This window comes from Anaerolineae bacterium, assembly GCA_014360855.1.
Classification (GTDB): domain Bacteria; phylum Chloroflexota; class Anaerolineae; order JACIWP01; family JACIWP01; genus JACIWP01.
The window spans coordinates 1-19,346 of sequence record JACIWP010000017.1; the positions used below are offsets into that span (position 1 = coordinate 1).

The 19,346-nt window shown below is 66.1% G+C and carries 15 protein-coding genes and 1 tRNA gene; 12 read left to right on the forward strand and 4 right to left on the reverse strand.

Annotated features, from left to right (window positions below):
• Both H5T60_01825 and H5T60_01830 read left to right on the forward strand, forming a co-directional pair.
• On the forward strand, positions 1-1,367 hold a 1,367-nt coding region (locus tag H5T60_01825), incomplete at its 5' end, for a hypothetical protein (protein MBC7241168.1).
• Between the two features lie 19 nt (positions 1,368-1,386).
• On the forward strand, positions 1,387-3,765 hold the full coding sequence (locus H5T60_01830; protein MBC7241169.1) for a YfhO family protein: 2,379 nt from the start codon (positions 1,387-1,389) through the stop codon (positions 3,763-3,765).
• 64 nt (positions 3,766-3,829) lie between these two features.
• On the opposite strand, the gene H5T60_01835 is transcribed toward H5T60_01830, so the two are convergent.
• The 4 genes from H5T60_01835 to H5T60_01850 all read right to left on the reverse strand — a co-directional run bounded on the left by H5T60_01835 (position 3,830) and on the right by H5T60_01850 (position 7,537).
• The gene (locus tag H5T60_01835) at positions 3,830-4,090 is read right to left on the reverse strand and encodes a hypothetical protein (GenBank protein ID MBC7241170.1); all 261 of its coding nucleotides are present in this window, start codon (positions 4,088-4,090) and stop codon (positions 3,830-3,832) included.
• An 87-nt stretch (positions 4,091-4,177) separates the two neighbouring features.
• Entirely contained in the window at positions 4,178-5,068 is an 891-nt protein-coding gene (locus tag H5T60_01840; GenBank protein MBC7241171.1) for a class D sortase, read from the reverse strand.
• Between the two features lie 69 nt (positions 5,069-5,137).
• Positions 5,138-6,343 (reverse strand): PH domain-containing protein, encoded by a 1,206-nt coding sequence (locus H5T60_01845; GenBank protein ID MBC7241172.1) that lies wholly within the window; start codon positions 6,341-6,343, stop codon positions 5,138-5,140.
• A gap of 9 nt (positions 6,344-6,352) precedes the next feature.
• A complete protein-coding gene (locus H5T60_01850) occupies positions 6,353-7,537 on the reverse strand; it encodes a PH domain-containing protein (GenBank protein MBC7241173.1) in 1,185 nt (394 codons plus the stop codon).
• A gap of 219 nt (positions 7,538-7,756) precedes the next feature.
• Between H5T60_01850 and H5T60_01855 the strand changes: the two genes are divergently transcribed.
• From H5T60_01855 to H5T60_01900, 10 genes are all read left to right on the forward strand, one after another.
• A tRNA-His gene (locus H5T60_01855) sits at positions 7,757-7,828 on the forward strand.
• A 102-nt stretch (positions 7,829-7,930) separates the two neighbouring features.
• Positions 7,931-9,298 (forward strand): histidine--tRNA ligase, encoded by a 1,368-nt coding sequence (gene hisS, locus H5T60_01860; GenBank protein ID MBC7241174.1) that lies wholly within the window; start codon positions 7,931-7,933, stop codon positions 9,296-9,298.
• 13 nt (positions 9,299-9,311) lie between these two features.
• Entirely contained in the window at positions 9,312-9,728 is a 417-nt protein-coding gene (locus H5T60_01865; protein ID MBC7241175.1) for a hypothetical protein, read from the forward strand.
• A gap of 16 nt (positions 9,729-9,744) precedes the next feature.
• A complete protein-coding gene (locus H5T60_01870) occupies positions 9,745-10,350 on the forward strand; it encodes a histidine phosphatase family protein (protein ID MBC7241176.1) in 606 nt (201 codons plus the stop codon).
• A gap of 3 nt (positions 10,351-10,353) precedes the next feature.
• Complete coding sequence (locus H5T60_01875; protein MBC7241177.1) at positions 10,354-11,628, forward strand: tetratricopeptide repeat protein; 1,275 nt, start codon at positions 10,354-10,356, stop codon at positions 11,626-11,628.
• A gap of 113 nt (positions 11,629-11,741) precedes the next feature.
• Positions 11,742-12,815, forward strand: a complete 1,074-nt coding sequence (locus H5T60_01880) for a phosphotransacetylase family protein (GenBank protein ID MBC7241178.1) — start codon at positions 11,742-11,744, stop codon at positions 12,813-12,815.
• 47 nt (positions 12,816-12,862) lie between these two features.
• Positions 12,863-14,155 (forward strand): phosphopyruvate hydratase, encoded by a 1,293-nt coding sequence (gene eno, locus H5T60_01885; GenBank protein ID MBC7241179.1) that lies wholly within the window; start codon positions 12,863-12,865, stop codon positions 14,153-14,155.
• Positions 14,156-14,176: 21 nt separating this feature from the next.
• Positions 14,177-16,645 (forward strand): tetratricopeptide repeat protein, encoded by a 2,469-nt coding sequence (locus H5T60_01890; protein MBC7241180.1) that lies wholly within the window; start codon positions 14,177-14,179, stop codon positions 16,643-16,645.
• A gap of 157 nt (positions 16,646-16,802) precedes the next feature.
• The gene (locus H5T60_01895; GenBank protein ID MBC7241181.1) at positions 16,803-18,446 is read left to right on the forward strand and encodes a GAF domain-containing protein; all 1,644 of its coding nucleotides are present in this window, start codon (positions 16,803-16,805) and stop codon (positions 18,444-18,446) included.
• Between the two features lie 27 nt (positions 18,447-18,473).
• Complete coding sequence (locus H5T60_01900; protein MBC7241182.1) at positions 18,474-19,316, forward strand: LysM peptidoglycan-binding domain-containing protein; 843 nt, start codon at positions 18,474-18,476, stop codon at positions 19,314-19,316.
• Positions 19,317-19,346: the final 30 nt, after the last annotated feature.

Here is a 19,346-nt window from a genome sequence, read left to right on the forward strand (position 1 = left end):
CGGTGATTGGCCTGGCCCTCGCGCTCATCATCGTCGTTTTGCGCTGGCGGCACCTCCGGCCGCACCCCCGGGATTGGGTGCTCGCCTGCGGCGGGGCCCTAGTGGTGGGGCTTTTCCTGATGACCCGGCCGGCGGCCTGGGTATGGCGTATCGGCCCGGGACTGCTCTACCTGCAGTTCCCCTGGCGCTGGCAGTTGATAGTGAGCCTGGGCACCGCCGGCCTGATAGGCGCTGGCCTCGCCGCCACAGCGCCGGCCGCACGGGTGTCCCCTCTCTGGCGGGCCGGCGCCGGCACATACGCCCTGCTCATCGCCGCCGGCCTGGCGCTGACATCGCTCCTTGCCCTGCCCCATGACCCCCTGCCATACCCCTTTGACTCCCGCCCCCTGCAGGAGTCTGATGTGAACCTGGAGGGCATGGCGGCCTATGAACAGCAGTTATTCCTGGCGGCGCGGGAATGGCGCGACCCCTGGATTTTCGAATCGGTGCCGGCCTGGGTGGCAGTGTCGGCCGATGAGCTGATCTTGCCGGCGCCCCCGCCTCCGGAGGCCAGCCCTCCGCCCACCATCGCCGGCCTGGTCGTCGAGCGCCATGCGCCGGCGGAACTGCGCCTCCGGCTCACGGCCCTGCGCCCGACCGCCCTGCGCCTGCACAGCTTTTACTTCCCCGGCTGGCAGGCTTGGGTAGATGGCCGGCCGACAGAAGTGTATCCCAGCACGCCGATGGGACTGCTGACGGTGGATATACCGGCCGGCGAGCATGTGGTGACGTTTCGCTTCGGCCCAACCCCGGTGCGCCGGCTGGGGACGTGGGTATCCCTGCTGACGCTGGCCGCCGGCCTCGGACTGCTGATCTGGCGGCGAGAGTGGCGGCTCCTGCTGGCCCTGGCACTCCTCACCGGCATCATCACCGGCAGTGCCCTCTGGCGCAGCCGAGAGAGCACCGTCGTGACGCCCGCTCCGCTTTGGGCCAATTTCGCCGATCAGTTCGCGCTGGCCGGCGTGGAAGCGTATGCCTCCCCCGCCGGCAGTGAGATCACCCTGCGGCTGTGGTGGATCAGCCTGGCCCAGCCGTCGCGGGATTATAAGTTCTTCGTGCATGTAGAGGATGCCGCCGGCCATCGCTGGGCACAGGAGGACCGCCAGCCGGTCTTCAACGCCTCGCCGACCACCCGTTGGGGGGAGAATGAGCTGGTCTGGGAATATTACCGCATCCCCCTGCCGGCGGATGCCCCGGCCGGCGAGTACACCCTCTACGCCGGCGTCTATGATGTCGAGACGCGGGCCAACCTCGATCTGCTGGACGCGGCCGGCAATCCCCAGGGCCAGCGCGTCATCGTGGGAAGCGTGCAGGTGGTCAAACCGTGAGCGGTAAGGAGAAAGGCGGATGTTCTTTGCGCTGACAGCACTGATCCTGATAGGCACCTGGTTCGGCCTGTGGTGGGCGCGCCGCCGCGGCCGGCTCTCCGAGGACCTGGACCGCGACGTCCTCTACCTGGCTGTGATCGCACTGCTGGCCATCGGCTTTTTCTGGCGCCCTCTGCTGGCCGGCGACGTGTGGATGCCGGCGGACGGCGGCGACCTGGCCTCGTTCCTCTACCCCACCTACCGCTTTGCCGCCGACTCCCTGCGCCAGGGCATCCTGCCGCTGTGGAACCCGCACCTGTACGGCGGGATGCCCTTCATCGGGGACATTCAGTCGGGCCTGCTCTATCCGGTGTACCTGTTGTTCTATGCCATGACGCCGGCCTTCACCTATCGCCATCTCGAATGGCTGGCGACCTTCCACTTTTTCCTGGCCGGCGCCGCGATGTATCTCTTCCTGCGCTTCATGCGCCGGCGCGAGCATCCCGAAGGACGCCTGCGCCGGCTGGCCTGCCTGGCCGGCGCGGTGGCTTTCATGTTCTCTGACTTTTTCATCGTGCACTTCGGCAATCTGAACATGATTGCCGTGGCGGCCTGGATGCCGCTGGTGTTCCTGCTGTTCCACCGCTCTCTGGAGGACCGCCGGCCGGCGCTGGCCGCCTGGAGCGGGCTGACGCTGGGGGTCGCCACGCTGGCCGGCCATATCCAGATCACCCTCTTTATCGCGCTCGTGCTGGCTTTCTGGGCCGTGTGGGCAATGGGTTCCCGTTGGCGCAGGAAAGGCGTGTGGCGGGACATTCTCGCGCCGGCGCTGTACCTGGTCCTTACCGGCGCGGTCGCCTTCGGCCTCAGCGCGCCGGTCTTGCTCCCGTCCCTGTACCATGCCGGCTTCACCCAGCGCACCGCCTGGAGCTACAGCCAGACAGTGCAGTACTCTTTCGCGCCCGGTCAGTTCATCAGCCTGCTGGTGCCGACCTTTTTCGGGCGCGGGCCGGCCCTGCACTGGGGCATGTGGGACCGTGTGGAGACGGGCTACATCGGCATCCTGCCGCTCCTGCTGGCCGCCGCCGGCGTCATCCTGCGCCGGGAGCGCCTGGGGCGCTTCCTGCTGGCGCTGGCGGCCGGCGGTTTCATCGTGGCCATGGGATTGTACGCCCTGCTCCACGGCTGGCTCTATCAACTGGTGCCCGGCATGGGACAGATGCGGGCGCCGGCGCGCTTCATCGTCATGTTCGATTTCGCCGTGGCCGGCCTGTGTGCCCTCGGGTTGGACGCGCTCCTGCGGCCCCTGCCGCGCCGGCACAGGGCGGTGCTGGCGCGCTGGTGGCGCGTCCTGTCCTGGTTGGGCCTGGCGGCAGTGTTCGCCGTCTGGTGCGTGGTGTACCTGGCCCTCCTGCTGAGCCAGGACAAGGACCCCACCATTTTCCTGCGCCTGTCGGTCTCCGCCAACGGCGCCGGCCTGTTCGCGGTGTTCACGTTGGGGAGCCTGGCGCTGTTCGCCGCGCGCCGCTACGGCCGCATCCGGCCGGCAACCCTGGGCGTGCTGGCCGTCGCGCTCATCTTCTTCGACCTCAGCAGTACGGGGAGCTACATTGACCTGGGGACGAAGGACCCGACCAGCACCTTCCATCATCCGGAAATCATCGCTTTTCTGAAAAGCGACCCTTCGCTCTTCCGCATTGACGCCCGCACCGGCATCGACCAGTTCTGGCAGCCCGATACTGCTCTGCTCTATGGGCTGTACGATGTCTCCGGAATCGTGAACCCGCTTCTGCCGCGCGATACGGCACGCTATTGGGATGGGCTGGGGAGCCGCTCCACGCGCCTCTATGATGCGCTGAATGTGAAATACGTCATCGCCGGCAAGGACGTGGAGCTGGACTGGAGCCGCTTCGTGCCCGTTTTCGATGGCGACCCGCAGTTGAACGTCTACCTCAATACCCAGGCCCTGCCGCGCGCCTGGGTCGTGCACCAAATTATCACCGTCGATGACCATGAAGAGGCGTACGCCCGCATCCACGCGCCGGGCTTTGAGCCGGCAGTGACCGCCGTGCTGGAGGCGCCGGCAGAGGTAGAGCCGCCGGCCGGCCCGGACGAGGTGCACATCCTGGAAATGCACCCCAACCGCATGGTGCTACAGGTGCGCACGGGGTCGAAAGGGCTCCTGGTGCTGAGCGAGGTCTATTATCCCGGCTGGAAGGCATGGGTCAACGGGAAGCCGGCGCCGGTCCTGTGCGCCAACTATCTTTTCCGCGCCGTGCCCCTGCCGGCCGGCGAGAGCCTCGTGGTACTGCGATTTTCGCCCATCACGTGGTGGATCGGGGTGGCGCTGTGCGGGCTGACCGCCGCCGGCCTGGGCATCGGCCTCTGGGCAGGAAAGCGGCGGAAAACCCGGGCGTAAGCGCGCAAAAGGGGCTTCGCGCTATTAGCGAAGCCCCTTGCTGTTTCGGACACAGGAAAGGGCGTTAGAAGCCAAGCAGTGGGAAAACAAAGGCCAATGCGATCAGCACCCCGAACATCACCGCCGCGATGATGCCCAGCCGGCGCAGGTCCGCCAGCACATAGCGGTACTCGTGGCGCAGGTTCTCCATGATCTGGGCCTTGAGCATTTCCGAGCGGGCAGCGCGCACGGAAGTTTGAGGCGAAGACGCCGGCACCGAAGCAGGAGCGGCCTCGGTGGAGGTGGGGCGTGCGGCCGGCGCCTGCCGGCGACGAGCCTGAGACACCTTACGACTCTTCTGTTGTTTCTTGGCCATGCCTGGATACGCTCCTTGACGACGAGATATCGCCGCGGCATTATGCCACGGAAACCATCAGCGGGCAAGTTCCGCGATGACCACCAACCGATGCGTGTCAATCATGTAGGGATAGCAGGTGATCAGGGTCAACACCGGCGTCGAGGTGGGCGCCATGACCGTGACGTCGTCCGGGTCAACGATGCGCTTGGCCTTCACGATATAACGGAAGGCGACATCGCCGGCATAGACCAGGACCTCATCCTCCAGCTCCACCTTCTCCAGGTCGCGAAATATCTCGCCGAAGATGTCGTTATGGGCGGAGATGATGCAGTTGCCCCGCTCGCCGGGGTTGGCCGAGCCGATGTGATGGCCGGCGCCCTTCTTCAACTGCTCCCAATCGTCCCCTTCCACCACCGGCGCATCCACCCCGATGGAGGGGATGACGATGCGGGTCGGCGACTGCGGTCCGGGGGTGGGGATGGGCACCGGCACCAGCGGCTGTACCAGGTCGGCCAGGCGCTGGGGGACGGAGCTGATACTGCTGGGGGGAGCATGCGCGCCGGGGAGCACCTTCACCTGGATGAGCGGCGTGGGAGTGGGCGTAGGCGCCGGCTCACGGGCCTGCGCTACCTCCTGGTTCAGGGTGCGCAGGTTGAGCAGTGAGGCGCCGAGCACGATCAGCAGTCCGATCAGCGCCAGGACCTCGACGATGAGCAGGAAGGTATCCCGCACCCAGCGCAGGTTCACGCGCCGGCGGGCCGGCGTCGGCTCTGCAGGAGCCGGCCGGTGCTCCCGGCGCGCGGGGACAGACGGCTCATCCTCTGCCTCGCTCAGCAGGTGGGCGGCTGGGGCGCGCGAGGAACCGAGCCGGCGCAGACGCTCCAGCCGCGCCTGCCGCTTCCGCATGAGCAGGATCTGCTCCAGCTCCTCGATTGTCAGCTCATCCACACTGCGCTTATCGGGCATTTCGATGGACCTGTTTCCTGATCTGCACCCTTTCGGATAACTCCATTCTACCGCGCGGCGCCGGCGGCGTCAAACATAGTATCGTTCGGCCACGCGGATGCTCATCTCCGGGCTGGAATATATCACCTGCTCGCCGTCGAACTGCACGGCGACGCGGAAGTACATGTTGCTCACATCGGGCGGCAGTATGAGGCCCCGCACGGCATGCAGGCCGCTCCCCACTCCATCCGGGTCCTCCGCGATAGTCCCCCGATAGGCCGGCCGGCCGTACGGCCGCACGGCCCAGGCATATTCCCCCTTCTGCTCCAGCCGGCTCACCACGTCCCACACCAGCCAGGTGCGGTACAGCCGGCCCGCCGGCCCCTGCACACGCCACTTGATGGAAAAAGGCTGGCCGGCTTCGACCTCCACGGGGAACTGCACATCGCGGATGCCCCCGACCAGGGTATGGTAGGCGGCGAACCACTGCTGGGTCTGCGCGGCGACCTGGGCCTGCTGTTCGACACGCTGTTTCTTGGCCAGGGCGTCGATCTGCTGGAAGATGCGCTCCTGAATGCGCTGGGGATGCGGCACATTCTCGAACAGGATGGGGCGGGCATAGCCGGCGGTCTCCACCAGCACATTGCCGTAGTCGAAGATCACGCCCCACCCCGTGCGGGAAACCGAGGCGTTCTGCACCATTGCCAGGGGCGCCTCGGTGCGCTGTTCATAGATCAAGGGCAGACGGGTAATGTCAATGATGCGGTCCTCCCGCAGGATATACTGGTCGTTATACCAGTCCCAGAACTCGATGCCGATCCAGGCGGCCAGGAACAGATAATAACCGATGATGAAGAGGATGAGCGGCTCCTCACGGATCAGGAGGGAGACCAGCACCGCCAGGGTCAGGGTGATGGACATGAGGCCGCTGACGCCGGCCACCAGCCGGCGCACCGGCGCCGAGAGCTTAGCCAGCAGAGCCTTGCGCCGCGCCGCGGCGGACTCGCTCTCCAGCTTTCTCTTCTCTTCCTCTTTCTTCTTACCCTTTTTCTCCTCTTTCTTCGCTTTCTCCGCCTTCTCCACGGCGCGAAGCTGGCGCGCCAGATAGGTGGTGGTCCAGATGCCGCAGGCAATCACAGCCAGGCTCAGTGGTATGGTAACGCTGACGCGCTTCAGGACAAGTTCCCCCAGGATAACCATGGCGATCGTCAGCAGGACCTGCAGGATAGGCACCTTCAGGGCATCCAGGAGCACCAGTATCGTTTTGCGCCAGACGATTGGCTTAAAGCTCGACATAGCCCATCCTTATGATTGTTTCGCCGGCCCAGAGGGGGGCAGGAGATGCAGTACAGCCTCCAGCCGGCTGTTGATCTCGCTCAACTCCATGACGGTGCTCTGCCGGCGCACCAGCTCCTGCAGTTCCTGAATGCGGTTACTGACGCTGACCGGGTCCGCGACATCCTCCATCACCAGGTTGCTGGAGCGGCCGGCGGTCGTGATCTGCACATGTCCCACGTTCAAGAACCTCCCCAGCCCCACCCGCACCGCCGTGACAGAGTTGACATCCTCCAGCGGCAGGACCTGCCGCACCAACGCCAGGACGCCGCGCCGCAGGATGATGCGCTTATTCGTGACGACATACACGCAGAACCACCAATCCAGGAACGAAATGAGGAACCAGGGCAGGCCAACCAGCGGCGTCAGAATAGTCAGCACCAGCCAGATGACGGTGAAAGCCAGGAGGTCCTGGGGCCGGACAAGGTACAGGGTCAGCCAGAGCAGGGCAAGAAACAGGACAGCAACGGCGGCCAGGGAGGAGTAGAAGAGCTGGGGGATAACGCCGGCCCAGAAGGCGTAAGGCTTCTGCGGGCTTTCCTGCTCCTCCGAGATGGCCAACAGGCCGCGAGCGCGCAGGTGCTCCAGCCGGCGGCGGATTTCCGCGGCCTTGGCCTCCGCATGGCGCACAAAGGGGATCAGGTACGGCGTTGGCCGGCCGCGCGCCCAGAGCAGGATGTGACCGGTCTCCATCGCCTTCCAGATGCCGGACAGTACCGCCGGCTGGACCGATTCCGCGTTCGCCAGGTCCAGTGCCCCCAGCACCTCCGCCGGCAGTGTCCGATTGTTCAGGCGCACCTGGCGCACCTCCGAGGAAGACGTTTGAAAAGCTCCCAGGAGATAATGCCGCTGAATCCGATAGCCCTGCAGGACGTAGCGCGCCGGCCAGCCGGCCAGCAGGCGGTACACATTCCAGAACAGCAGTCCGAGCAGGCCGAACAACAGCAGTCCGCCGACGATGGGCTGTACCCCATCGGTCGCGCCGGCCGTGATGATGCCTCGACCGAGCCAGCCGGCCGTCAGCACCAGCACCCACACCGCCAGGCCGCCCCATCCCAGGCCGCGCACCCGCAGGCTGGCGCGCTTGCGGATCTGGACGGTCTCCGTAGGGTCATCAATTGGCACCGGGTCCAGCAAGCTCTTGAACCTGGACATGCGCACCCTCGTTCGAACTCTGCATCATATATTGTACCATATCCGGCCGGCCCGGGGAAAGGGGCAATACAGGCCGCCATACCCATCGGGCGATTTTTAAGCTTTGAAATTGGCCTCCGCCGGCCGGCAGGAGGCCCAATCTTAGGGATGCTGGAGTAAGTGCAGGAAAAGTTTGCACGTTTTGGCCGGTTATGCTATACTTAGGGCTGAGCAGACGTGGTGGGCGTAGCTCAACGGTAGAGCACTGGTCTGTGGAACCAGGTGTTACGGGTTCGAGCCCCGTCGTCCACCCCTTTTATATCCCGGCGCGAGGGGAACCATGGCTGATATGACCTGGTTCCCTTTTTTATACGCGAGCACGCCGGCCATCCGCAGAACGCCATCAGGAGGAGCATGACCATTATGCCGCATGTGGAACCACGCCTGCCCCGCGGCATGCGGGACATCCCCCCTCAGCAGATGATCCTCCGCCAATACGTCATGGGGGTGATCGAGAAGACCTTCAAGGCCTACGGCTTTGAGCCCCTGGAGACGCCGGCGGTGGAACTGCGCTCGGTGCTGATGGGCAAATACGGCGAGGACGCCGAACGCCTCATCTATGACGTCAGCCATGTGGGCGGCAAAGAGCAGCTGGCACTGCGCTATGACCTCACCGTGCCGCTGACCCGCTTCATCGCCATGAATCCGGGACTGCGCCTGCCCTTCAAGCGCTATCAGATTGCGCCGGTGTGGCGGGCGGAGCGGCCGGCCAAAGGCCGCTACCGCCAGTTCTATCAGTGCGACGCCGACATCGTGGGCACCGCCAGCATGCTGGCAGACGCCGAGATCATCACCCTGATCCATGACGTCCTGAGCCGGCTGGGCTTCACCAATTACACCATCTTCATCAATCACCGGCAGTTGCTGGCCGCGCTGGGCGAATATGCCGGCGTGCAGGGTGAGCAAGCCGGCGCCCTGTACCGCTCCATCGACAAGCTGGACAAGATCGGGGAAGAGGGCGTGCGCCAGGAGATGCTCGCCGGCGGGGTGCCGGCGAAAGCCGCTGACCGCCTGCTGTCCCTGCTCCGCATGGAGGGCACCAACGCAGAACTGCTGGCCGACATGCGCCGGCGGCTGGAGGGTCTGCCGGCGGCCGAAAAGGGCCTGAAAGAGCTGGAGGAACTGATCCAGTACCTGCACGAGTTCGGCGTGCCCGAGGAACGCTATCAGCTCGCCTTCTCCATGGTGCGGGGGCTGAGCTATTATACCGGGCCGATCTACGAGACCATCGTCCAGGAACCGAAGATCGGGAGCATCACCGGCGGCGGCCGCTACGACGATCTGATCGGCCTCTTCACCGGCCGCTCCCTGCCGGTCACCGGCACGACGGTGGGCATCGAGCGGATTATTGATGTCATCGAGGAACTGGGCATGTACCCGCCGTCGTTAGGGCGCACCACCGCCCAGCTCCTGGTCACCATCTTCGACGAGTCCACCCGGCCGGCCTCCATCCAGCTCTGCCAGGAACTGCGCCGGCAGGATATCCACGTCGAACTGTCCTTTGAGGTCGGCAAAATCGGCTCCCAAATCCGCTACGCCAGCCAGAAGGGCATCCCCTTCGTTGCTATCCTGGGGCCAGACGAGGTGCAGGCCGGCAAGGTCACCCTGCGGGACCTGGATAAGGCCGAGCAGGTGACGGTCGACCGAAATGAAGTCGTGCCGCTGTTGCGGCAGTGGCTGGCGGAACGCCAGCATCCCTCCGATGCGTCGGAAGGGTGGTGAAAGGAGCGCTGGAATGTCCACAGAAAATAACCCGCAAGGGCAGGGTCTGCGCCCGGAAGACCTGGAAAGCCTGAAGCAGGAGCTGAAGCGCCTGGGCGAACAGGTGGGGGAAGCCGGCCGGCTGCTCTGGAACAGCCCCCAGCGGCGCGCCCTGGAAGACCAGATTCAGGAAGGCCTGCAAAAGGTATCCCAGGAATTTCGCACCCTGTTCGACGAACTGCTGTCCAGCGATACAGCCGAAAAGGTGCGCGCCAAGGCCGAGGAGACTATTCAGACGACCGCCGGCAGTCCCATTGTGGAGGATATCCAGGAAGCGATGACCACCGGCCTGCGGGAGCTGAACGAGGAGCTGGAGAAACTGCTGGGCAAGCTGAACGACTACCTCGCCCAGACGCGCGAGGAGATGAAAAAAGAGCAGGACCAGCAGTAGGACACCGTCCGCGAACATGCTGTTATTCCTGATCCGCCATGGACAATCGCAGTACAACCTGATCGGGGAGGAAGCCGGCGCCGACAGCCCGCTCACCTCGCTGGGCTGGAAGCAGGCGGAGCGCGCCGGCGTGTGGCTGGCGCGCTTCGGCCGCTTCGATGCCGTGTACACCAGCCCCCTCCTGCGGGCGCGCCAGACCGCGGAGGGCCTTCTGCGCCACCTGGATGCGCCGGCGCCTGTGGTCATCGACGCCCTGCGCGAATCGGAATTCCATCTGCTGGAGGTCTTGCCGCAGTTCCAGCACCCTCTGGACCCTATCTGCGGAGATCGCTTCTCGCCCCTGCCGGCCCGCTATCAGTCCTTCCGCCGGCAGGTCCAATCCGCCGTCCAGCACATCATCGAAACCGCGCTGGCATCCTCCCATGAAAAGGTGCTGGTGGTATCTCACGGCGGCACCATCGGCACCATGGTGCGTCTGCTCATCGGATGCCACGGCATTTCCATCTGGACGCACAACTGCGGCGTGCACTGCCTGGGCTGGACGGATGGGCGCTGGGAAATTCGCTTTATGAACCAGACATATTTCCTGGACGGCCTGGACGGCACCCGGTCGGAGCAGTAAGCGATGGACTGGCGCAGACGTCTGCAAACCCTGGGAATGCTACGGGACAGCCCGGCGCGCAGTGCCGGCCTGACCCGCCGCCGGCTCTATCGCCCCATCGAGGAAGTCGTCCCCGGCCAAATTATCGAGACGCCGGCCGGCCCCTGTTTCGTCTCCGAACAGCGCTTCACCGCCGACAGGCCGCACGGCCGCTGGCCCCTGGGCGACCTGTTCCACCGCTCCCCCGAAATCCTGGCCCGCCTGCTGGATCCTCCCGAACAAACGCCGGCCCTGGACCCGCGCCAGATCGTCTTCCTGGACACGGAAACGACCGGGTTGGCCGGTGGCACCGGCACCTACGCCTTCCTGGTAGGCATCGGATTCTTCCCCGATGACCAGACCTTCATCATCCGGCAGTATTTCATGCGGGATTACGACGAGGAACCGGCGCAGATGAGCGCCCTGATCGAGGCGCTGGAGCCGTTCGGCGCCCTCGGGAGCTTCAACGGCCGCTCCTTCGATATCCCCATCCTGGAGACACGGCTGGCGCTCCAGCGCCTGCCCAGCCGGCTCTCCCGCCTGCCGCACATGGACCTCCTGCGGCCGGCACGGCGGGTCTGGCGCCGTGTGCTGATGTCCTGCGCCCTCTCATCCCTGGAACAGGCCGTCCTGGCGGTGCGCCGCGCCGGCACCGATGTGCCGAGCTGGATGATCCCAAGCCTGTATTTCGAGTATCTGCAGACCGGCGAGGCGACCCCGCTGGCCGGCGTCTTCTACCATAACCAGCAGGACATCCTCTCCATGGTCACCCTGGCGAATCATCTGTGCCGCCTGCTGGAAAACCCGGCGGAGGCCGGCCGGCACCCCCTGGAGCTGGCCGGCCTTGCCCGCTGGCACGAATCCCACGGAGACCTGGATCGCGCCATCACGCTGTACCGTGAGGCACTGGCCCACCCCCTCTCGCCAGAGGAACGATCGCGGCTTCTCCGCCGGCTCTCGGCGCTCCTGAGGCGCGCCCACCGCCACGAGGAGGCGTTGGGGCTGTGGCAGGCACTGATGGCCGCCGGCGAGGTCGAGCAAGCGGTGGAAATCCTGGTGGACCTCGCCAAATACCATGAATGGCAGAGGCGCGACATCCCTCGCGCCCTGGAATTCACGGAACAAGCCATCGCCACCGCGGCCGGCCTGCGCCCCTCGCCGGCGCGAGCGCTCATGCTGGAGGGGCTGGAGCGCCGGCGCGAACGCCTTCTGCGCAAACTGCGTCCCGCCCCCCGCCGGCAGGATGTGGGCCACCTTTGAGGCGACTGTCATCCCGAAGGCACAAGGCCCTCTTTTGCCGAATTGCCCTACTTCAGGTATGATGGATGAGATAGAAAGCCGCTCCGCGCTCGCCTGACATGGAGGAGGAAGCCGTGGTCGCAATTTATGTCACATCCGCCGAGACCTTCGCCGGCAAAAGCGCCGTATGCGTCGGCCTGGCCATGCGCTTTTCCCAGGACGGCATCCGCTTCGGCTACATGAAGCCGGTGAGCCGCGCCGCGCGGTCCATCGCCGGCCAAACCACCGACCCCGACGTGGCCTTCATCAAGGAAACCTTCTCCCTGCCCGAGCCACATGAACTGCTGAACCCGGTTGCCCTCACCCCACAGTTTGAGGAAGCCATCCTGCGGGGCGAGGTGCAGATGGATTTTGCCGGCCGCATCCAGGAGGCCTATCATCAACTGGCGCAGGGGCGCGAGGTGATGCTGTTGGAAGCCGGCACCAACCTGCGCGAGGGCTTTCTGATTGGCCTGCCGGCGTACCGCCTCGCCGATATCCTCGGAGCACACGAGCTGGTCGTCGCCCGCTACGCCGATAACCTCCTCGACGACGTTCTGGCCGCCCGGGAAATCCTCGGCGATACCATGCTGGGCGTGGTCATCAACGCCGTGCCGCGCCCCTATCTGGGACACGTCTCGGATGTGCTCCAGCCCTACCTTGAACGCCATCGCGTCCCGGTCCTGGGCATCCTGCCCGAGGACCAGCTCCTGCAGTCCCTGGATGTCCGCGAGCTGGCCGAAGTGGTAGAAGGGCGTGTGCTGTGCTGTGAGGATGCCCTGGATCAGCTCGTCGAGCATTTCATGATCGGCGCCATGAGCGTGGATTCCGCCCTGGCGTACTTCCGCCTCAAGCCCAACAAGGCGGTCATCACCGGCGGCGACCGCGCCGATATCCAGCTCGCGGCGCTGGAGACCTCCACCCGCTGTCTGGTGCTGACCGGCAACCTGTATCCCAGCACCGTGATCCTGGAGCGAGCAAAGCATGTGGGCGTACCCATTGTGCTGTCCAAATACGACACCATGTCCACGGTTGCCCGCATCTATCAGTATTTCGGCAGGACCCGCTTCCATCAGCGCAAGAAGCTGGCACGCTTTATGGAGTTGATGCAGGAGCGGTTTGACTTCGCGCGCTTGTACGCGCTGGCCGGCCTCCAGAAGCCGGCATGACCCCACCCCAACTGGCAATATCCATTTCCTTGAGGAGGAATTGCTCTATGACCACGATCGAAGAAATCTTCGCCCGGGAAATCCTGGATTCCCGCGGCAACCCCACCGTGGAGGTGGAAGTCGTTCTGGAAAGCGGGGCCATCGGCCGCGCCGCGGTGCCGTCCGGCGCCTCCACCGGCGCGCATGAGGCGGTCGAACTGCGCGACGGCGACAAGTCCCGCTACAACGGCAAAGGCGTGCTCAAGGCCGTCGAGAACGTCAACAACATCATCGCCAACGAACTGCTCGGCTGGGACGCGCTGGACCAGGTGGGCATTGACGAGATGCTCATTGAGCTGGACGGCACCCCCAACAAAAGCAACCTGGGTGCCAACGCCATCCTGGGCGTCTCCCTGGCCGTGGCCAAGGCGGCGGCCAGCGCGCTGGAAATCCCCCTCTACCGCTACATCGGCGGCGTCTCGGCCCGCACCCTGCCGGTGCCCATGATGAACATCCTCAACGGCGGCAAGCACGCCGTCGGCTCCACCGACTTGCAGGAGTTCATGATCATGCCGGTGGGAGCGCCATCCTTTGCAGAGGCCCTGCGCTGGTGTTCCGAGATCTATCACAGCCTCAAGAAGGTGCTCGCCGGCCGCGGGTACAACACCAACGTCGGCGACGAGGGCGGCTTCGCCCCCTCCCTGCGCTCCAACGAGGAAGCCGTGGAGGTCATCGTCGAGGCCATCGAGAAGGCCGGCTATACGCCCGGCGAGCAGATCTTCCTGGCCCTGGACCCCGCCGCCAGCGAAATCTACGAGGACGGCAAATACCATCTCAAGAAAGAGGGCCGCGTCCTCTCCGGCGAGGAGATGGTCGCCTTTTACGAGAACTGGGTGAACAAATACCCGATCATCTCCATCGAGGATGGCCTGGCCGAGGACGATTGGGATTCCTGGGTGCTGATGCGCCAGCGGCTGGGTGACCGCATCCAGATCGTCGGCGATGACCTGCTGGTGACCAACGTGGAGCGCCTGAAGCTCGGTATCCAGCGGCGGGCGGCCAATTCCATCCTCATCAAGCTCAACCAGATCGGCACGCTGACCGAGACCATCGCCGCCATTGAGATGGCCAAACGCGCCGGCTGGACCGCCGTCATCTCCCACCGCTCCGGCGAGACCGAGGATACCACCATCGCCGACCTGTCGGTCGCCATGAACACCGGCCAGATCAAGACCGGCGCGCCCTGCCGCACCGATCGCGTGGCCAAGTACAACCAGCTCCTGCGCATCGAGGAAGAGTTGGAGGCCGCCGCATACTATCCTGGCATGGCCGCCTTCTACAACCTGGGCCGCCTGCCGTAATCACAATCGAGCATACCGCGCATGCGCTCTTGCTGGTGGGATCGTCAAGGGAGCCGGCGTCAGGCCGGCTCCCCGCTTCCTGGCCCGCTCATCGCCCTGCTGGCCGCGGCAGTCCTTGTGCTGGCCGCCGGCTGTCATGCCCTGCCCCTGATCCCGCCTCCTACCGCCTCGTCGACATCCTCTCCTCTGCCCACCAGCACGCCATCGGCCACCGCATCCGCCACCTGGACGCCCACGCCAACCGCCACGCCGTCACCGACGCCCACCCCAACCCCGTTGCCGGCGGAGCGGCTGACCCGCGCCCTCCAGCTCCTGCGGTACGGCCGTTATGAAGAGGCCGCCGAATTACTGCGCGGATTGGCCGAGGACCCCGGTGCGGCTCCGCACCGGGCCGATGCGCTGTACCACCTGGGGCAGGCGGCGCTCCACGCCGGCCTTCCCGATGAGGCGGCCCAGGCCTTCTCCCGCCTCCTGGAAGCCTACCCGACATATGCCCATGCCGACCATGCCCGGGCCTGGCTGGCCAAAGCGCTGGAGGACAGCGGCCAGTACGCGGAAGCCATCGCTCAGCTCCAGCAGTACCTCGCCCATCATCCTGAGAGCGCCGACAAAATCTACGAGTGGATCGGCAACCTCTACTCCGCCCTGGCCGATCACCCCTCGGCCGCGGAGGCCTATCTCCAGGCGGCAGAGCATGCGCCGCGCCTGGCCCTCGAGGTGCAGTACCGGGAGGCGCGCGCTCGCGCCCTGCAGGCCGCCGGCAATTTCGCCGGCGCCGTCCAGGAATACGAACACATCCTCAGCCTCTCTCGACTCCCGGATTACCGGACGAAAATACTCTACCAGGCCGGCTCCGTCTGGCTGGCGGCCGGCAAGACCGAAAAAGCCATCCCCTTTTTCCGCCAGGCGATCACCCAGAACCAGCGCAATCGTTACGCCTACCTGGCCCTCATCGAGCTGGTGAACCTCGAAATCGAGGTGAACGAGCTCCAGCGCGGCATGATCGATTACTACGCCGGCGCTTACTGGCCGGCTATCGCCGCCTTCCAGCGTTACCTCGCCGGCCGGCCGACCACCGACGCCGACACCGCCCAATATTACCTGGCCGCCAGCTATGCCGGCGTCGGCAAAACCGCACAGGCGGACCAGACCTACCGCACGCTGATCAGCAAATACCCGGACAGCCGCTGGGCCGGCGAGGCATGGCTGCGGCGCGCCGAGCTGGCGGCGAAAAATGGAGACCTGGACGGCGCGCTGAGCCTGTACGCCCGCTTCGCCCGCTCCTTCCCCAAGCATTCCCTGGCACCGCAGGCGCTCTTTGCCCGCGCCGAACTGCTGGAGCAGGCCGGCCGGCTGAAAGAGGCCGCCGCGGCGTACGTGGAGATGGCGCGCGCTTATCCGGGACATGCCTCCAGCGCCGAGGCATGGCACCGTGCCGCCCTGTGCGCGTATCGCCTGGGGGATTACGCCGGCGCCGCCGAAAGCTGGGAAACGCTCCTGGGATCCGCCCCGCAAAACGCACCAGCGCGCGAGGCGCAGTTCTGGGCCGGCAAAAGCCTCCTCATCCTGGGCCGGCTGGAACAGGCCGTACCGTATCTCCAGACGGTCGCACAAGGTGACCCGCTGGATTATTACGGCCAGCGCGCCCTGGCCCTCCTGCGAGCCATCGGGCAAGAGGCCTCTCCGCCGGCGCGCGATCCGGCCGCCGAGCCCGACATCTGGCAGTGGCTCCGCGCCTGGAACGGCCAGACCATCTCCCCGGAGGCACTGGCGCAGGAGCTGACGGGGGAGCCGGCCTTCCTGCGCGCCCAGGAGTTGTGGAACATCGGCATGGGAGAGGCGGCCAACGCTGAGATGGACCTCATCCGCCAGGCCTATGCGGACAAGCCCGCGCACCTGCTCCAATTGGCTCTGCTGTTCCAGGACATGGGAGCGCATCGGCAGTCCATCCTGGCCGCCCAGCGCGTCATCGCCCTTTCCGGCCAGCCGCTGAGCGCGGTGCCCCTCGCGCTGGGCCGGCTGGCATACCCCGACTATTTCCAGGAGCTGGTCGAAGAGGAAGCGAGAGCGCGCTCCCTCGATCCCCTGCTCTTGTACGCCATCATCCGCCAGGAGAGCCTGTTCGACGACCAGGCGCAGTCCTGGGCCGCCGCGCACGGCCTGATGCAGATTATCCCCGACACCGGCGAATGGATCGCGCTCCAGTTGGGCTGGCGCCCATTCTCCACCGGCGACCTCTATCGGCCGTACATCAACATCAAGTTCGGCGCCTTTTACATCCAGCAACAGTTGGAAAGCTTCGGGGGAGATTTGCTGAGCGCGCTGGCCGGCTACAACGCCGGCCCCGGCAACGCCCGCCGCTGGCGGCAGATCGCCGGCGACAGCGATCCCGATCTCTTCTACGCCCTGGTGGATATCGCCGAAACGCGCCTCTATCTCGAACGGGTCATGGCCCATTACGCCGCGTATCGGCTCCTGTACGCCCCATAAAAACGTATCCCTTAAGCTTAAACCCTGCCGGCCCAACCTTTCTCCTATTGAAACGACCTCCCCCGCTGTGGTATAATCGGATTGACATGGCGATGAAGCATGACGACGCTCGTCCCATTGTCGGCGAAGTCCAATCTGTAGGGATGGGGAGTGGCCCATGTCAGTATGGGAGAACCTCCTGGGGCTGATCGGCTCGCCCCAGTGGCATTTCGTCTACCACTTCGTGGTGCTGTTGGCGCTGGCCGCGGCGTGGGCCATCGTTTTCGCCCGACGCCGCCTCTTCGCGCCGGCAGAAACCCGCCCTGTCCTCTGGGGCCTGGCCCTGCTCATCGCCCTGCACATCCTGCCGGCGCTCCTGCTCCCGCTGGACAGCGCCGGCTGGCTCCCCCTGGCTTCCTGGATGCCCGTCGTGGAACGCTCCCTCGATACTGTATCGTTGGTGGTGTTGGTCTGGGCGATGGTCCTGCCCCACACCCGCTGGCGCGGTCTCCACGGCCCCTTCCTGGTCGCCCAGGTGCTGTTGATCGGGCTGGCCGCCGCCGGCCTTTCCCGCATCTGGGCCGGCGAGATGGAAGCGGGCCTCCCCTATCCTGCCACCTGGCACCGCTACTTCTGGATCGCATGGCAGTTCCTGCTGGCGCTCGTCGGTATCATCGGCCTGGCGCGCGCCGAACAGCCGCGCCGGCATATGATCCTCCTGACATTCATGTTCTTCCTGTTCGCCCTGGCGGGGATACTGGAAGCGGCCCTGCCGGCCCCCGATGGCACGCCGGCCTGGGAACGCGCCGCCGCCCTGCTGGGCTATCCCCTGCTCACCATCGCCATGACGCAGATGGTCTTGGGCCGCCTGGAGGTCTCCGCCGGCGGCGAGCCGGCGCTCCTCGTCCCCCTGCGCGCCACCAACACGGCCGAAATGCTCCTGGAGATGCTGGGAGCGGAGGAAGAGGCGGCTGAGAACGGCACTCCCTCTAAGGACGAACCCGAGGCCGTCGCCGGCCGGCTGGTTGGCCCCATCGCCCGGGCGCTGGGAGTGGATCAGGCCGCCATCGGACTGCTGGAAGGGGGGCTGGAGGACCGCATGCGCCTGGTGGCGGTCTATAACCCGACCCGGCAGGGCCGCGGCGGTGAGGTGGTCAGCTTCCCCCTGGACGAGCAGATGGCCATCCGCCGGGCACTGCGCCGCAAGGAGCTGGAGCTGGTGGGCGGCGCCGATGACATCGTGCAGTTGCGCTTCCTGTACGCATTAATGGGCAGTCGCGAGACCGGCCCATTGCTCGTACAGCCCCTGGTCTATGAAGGGCGTGCGATCGGGGCATTGGTCGCCGGCAACAGCCAGTCCAAACAGCCCTTCTCCTACGCTCAGACGCAGTTGGCCGTCCGGCTGGCCGGCTGGATCGCGCCCCTGCTGGCGGCACCCCGCCTGCTCCATGCACTGCGCCAGCGGCTGGAACAAAGCGAAAAGACCCTGCGCGCCCGGGAGGAGGAATGGGGCGCGCGGTTGGAGAGCCTGAACCAAGAGCTTGAGCAGGAGCGGCAGAGCGCCCGGCTGTTCGCTCAACGCCTGGCCGCGCTGGAACGGGCGGCCGAAGAGAAACAGCGCGAGCTGGATCGACTGTCCCGCCGGCTCCTCCTCCAGGAGGAAGAGACCCGCCGCAGTCAGCAGGAAGCCGCCGCGCTCAACCGCAAGCTCGAGAGCATGGTCAAGCTCAAATTGAACCTGGAAGATGAAATTCGCGGCTATCGGGAGCAAATCCAAGAGCTGGAGCGGATGCTGGGCGAAGGCAAACCGCGCAGCTCCTGACCGCCGGCGGTGTGATGGGACGGGACAATGGCTGGCCAATCTGCGGATAAGGGCGACATCCTCAAGCAAACCCTGCTCAGCGGGGCGGTAGTGCTGGTGGTGCTTGCCACGGTGGTGGGCGCGATGTTCCTGACCGAGGCGTTCCAGCGCGCCGGCCAGACGCCGGTCGCGCAGGCCTCCCCGCCTGCCCCCACCGAAACATGGACCCCGACGACTACACCTACTGCCGTCCCCCCGACGAAGACGCCGACGCCGGCCCAGGCACAGGCCGCGCCGTCGCCTACATCCCCTTCTTCGCCCACGCCGACAGCGACCAGCACCGAAACGCCAGCCCTGACACCGACCACGCCCGTCCTGGCTGGGACCACCCCGCCGCCGGCCATGACGCCCTGCCAACCGCCGGCCCACTGGGTGCGCTATCGCGTGCAGGCCGGCGATACCCTAAGCAGTCTGGCCTTCCGCTGTGGGCTGAGCCTGCAGGCGCTCATGCAGGCCAACTGCCTGTCCAGCGAGCTGATTTACGTCGGGCAGGTGCTGTACCTGCCGTTCATCCCGGCGGCCCCGGTCTGGCCGACCCGGCCGGCATACCCGACCGCACCAGTGTACCCCACCGTGCCGGCCTGGACCCCCTATCCAACGCCCACGCCGGCGCCCATCTCCCCGACACCCACGCCGGTATGGAGCCCGCCCACCTCCACGCCAACGCCGGCGGAGCCCCTGCCCCAGCCCACCGTGCCGCCCACACAGCCGCCGGCGCCCACCCCGCCGCCTCCGCCGCCCACACAGCCACCGGCGCCCACCCCGCCGCCTCCGCCGCCGACACAGCCGCCGGCCATCCCACCCACCTCCACCCCGACCCCCGCGGGATAAGGGCATGGGCCGCTTGCCGGCGCGGATGCA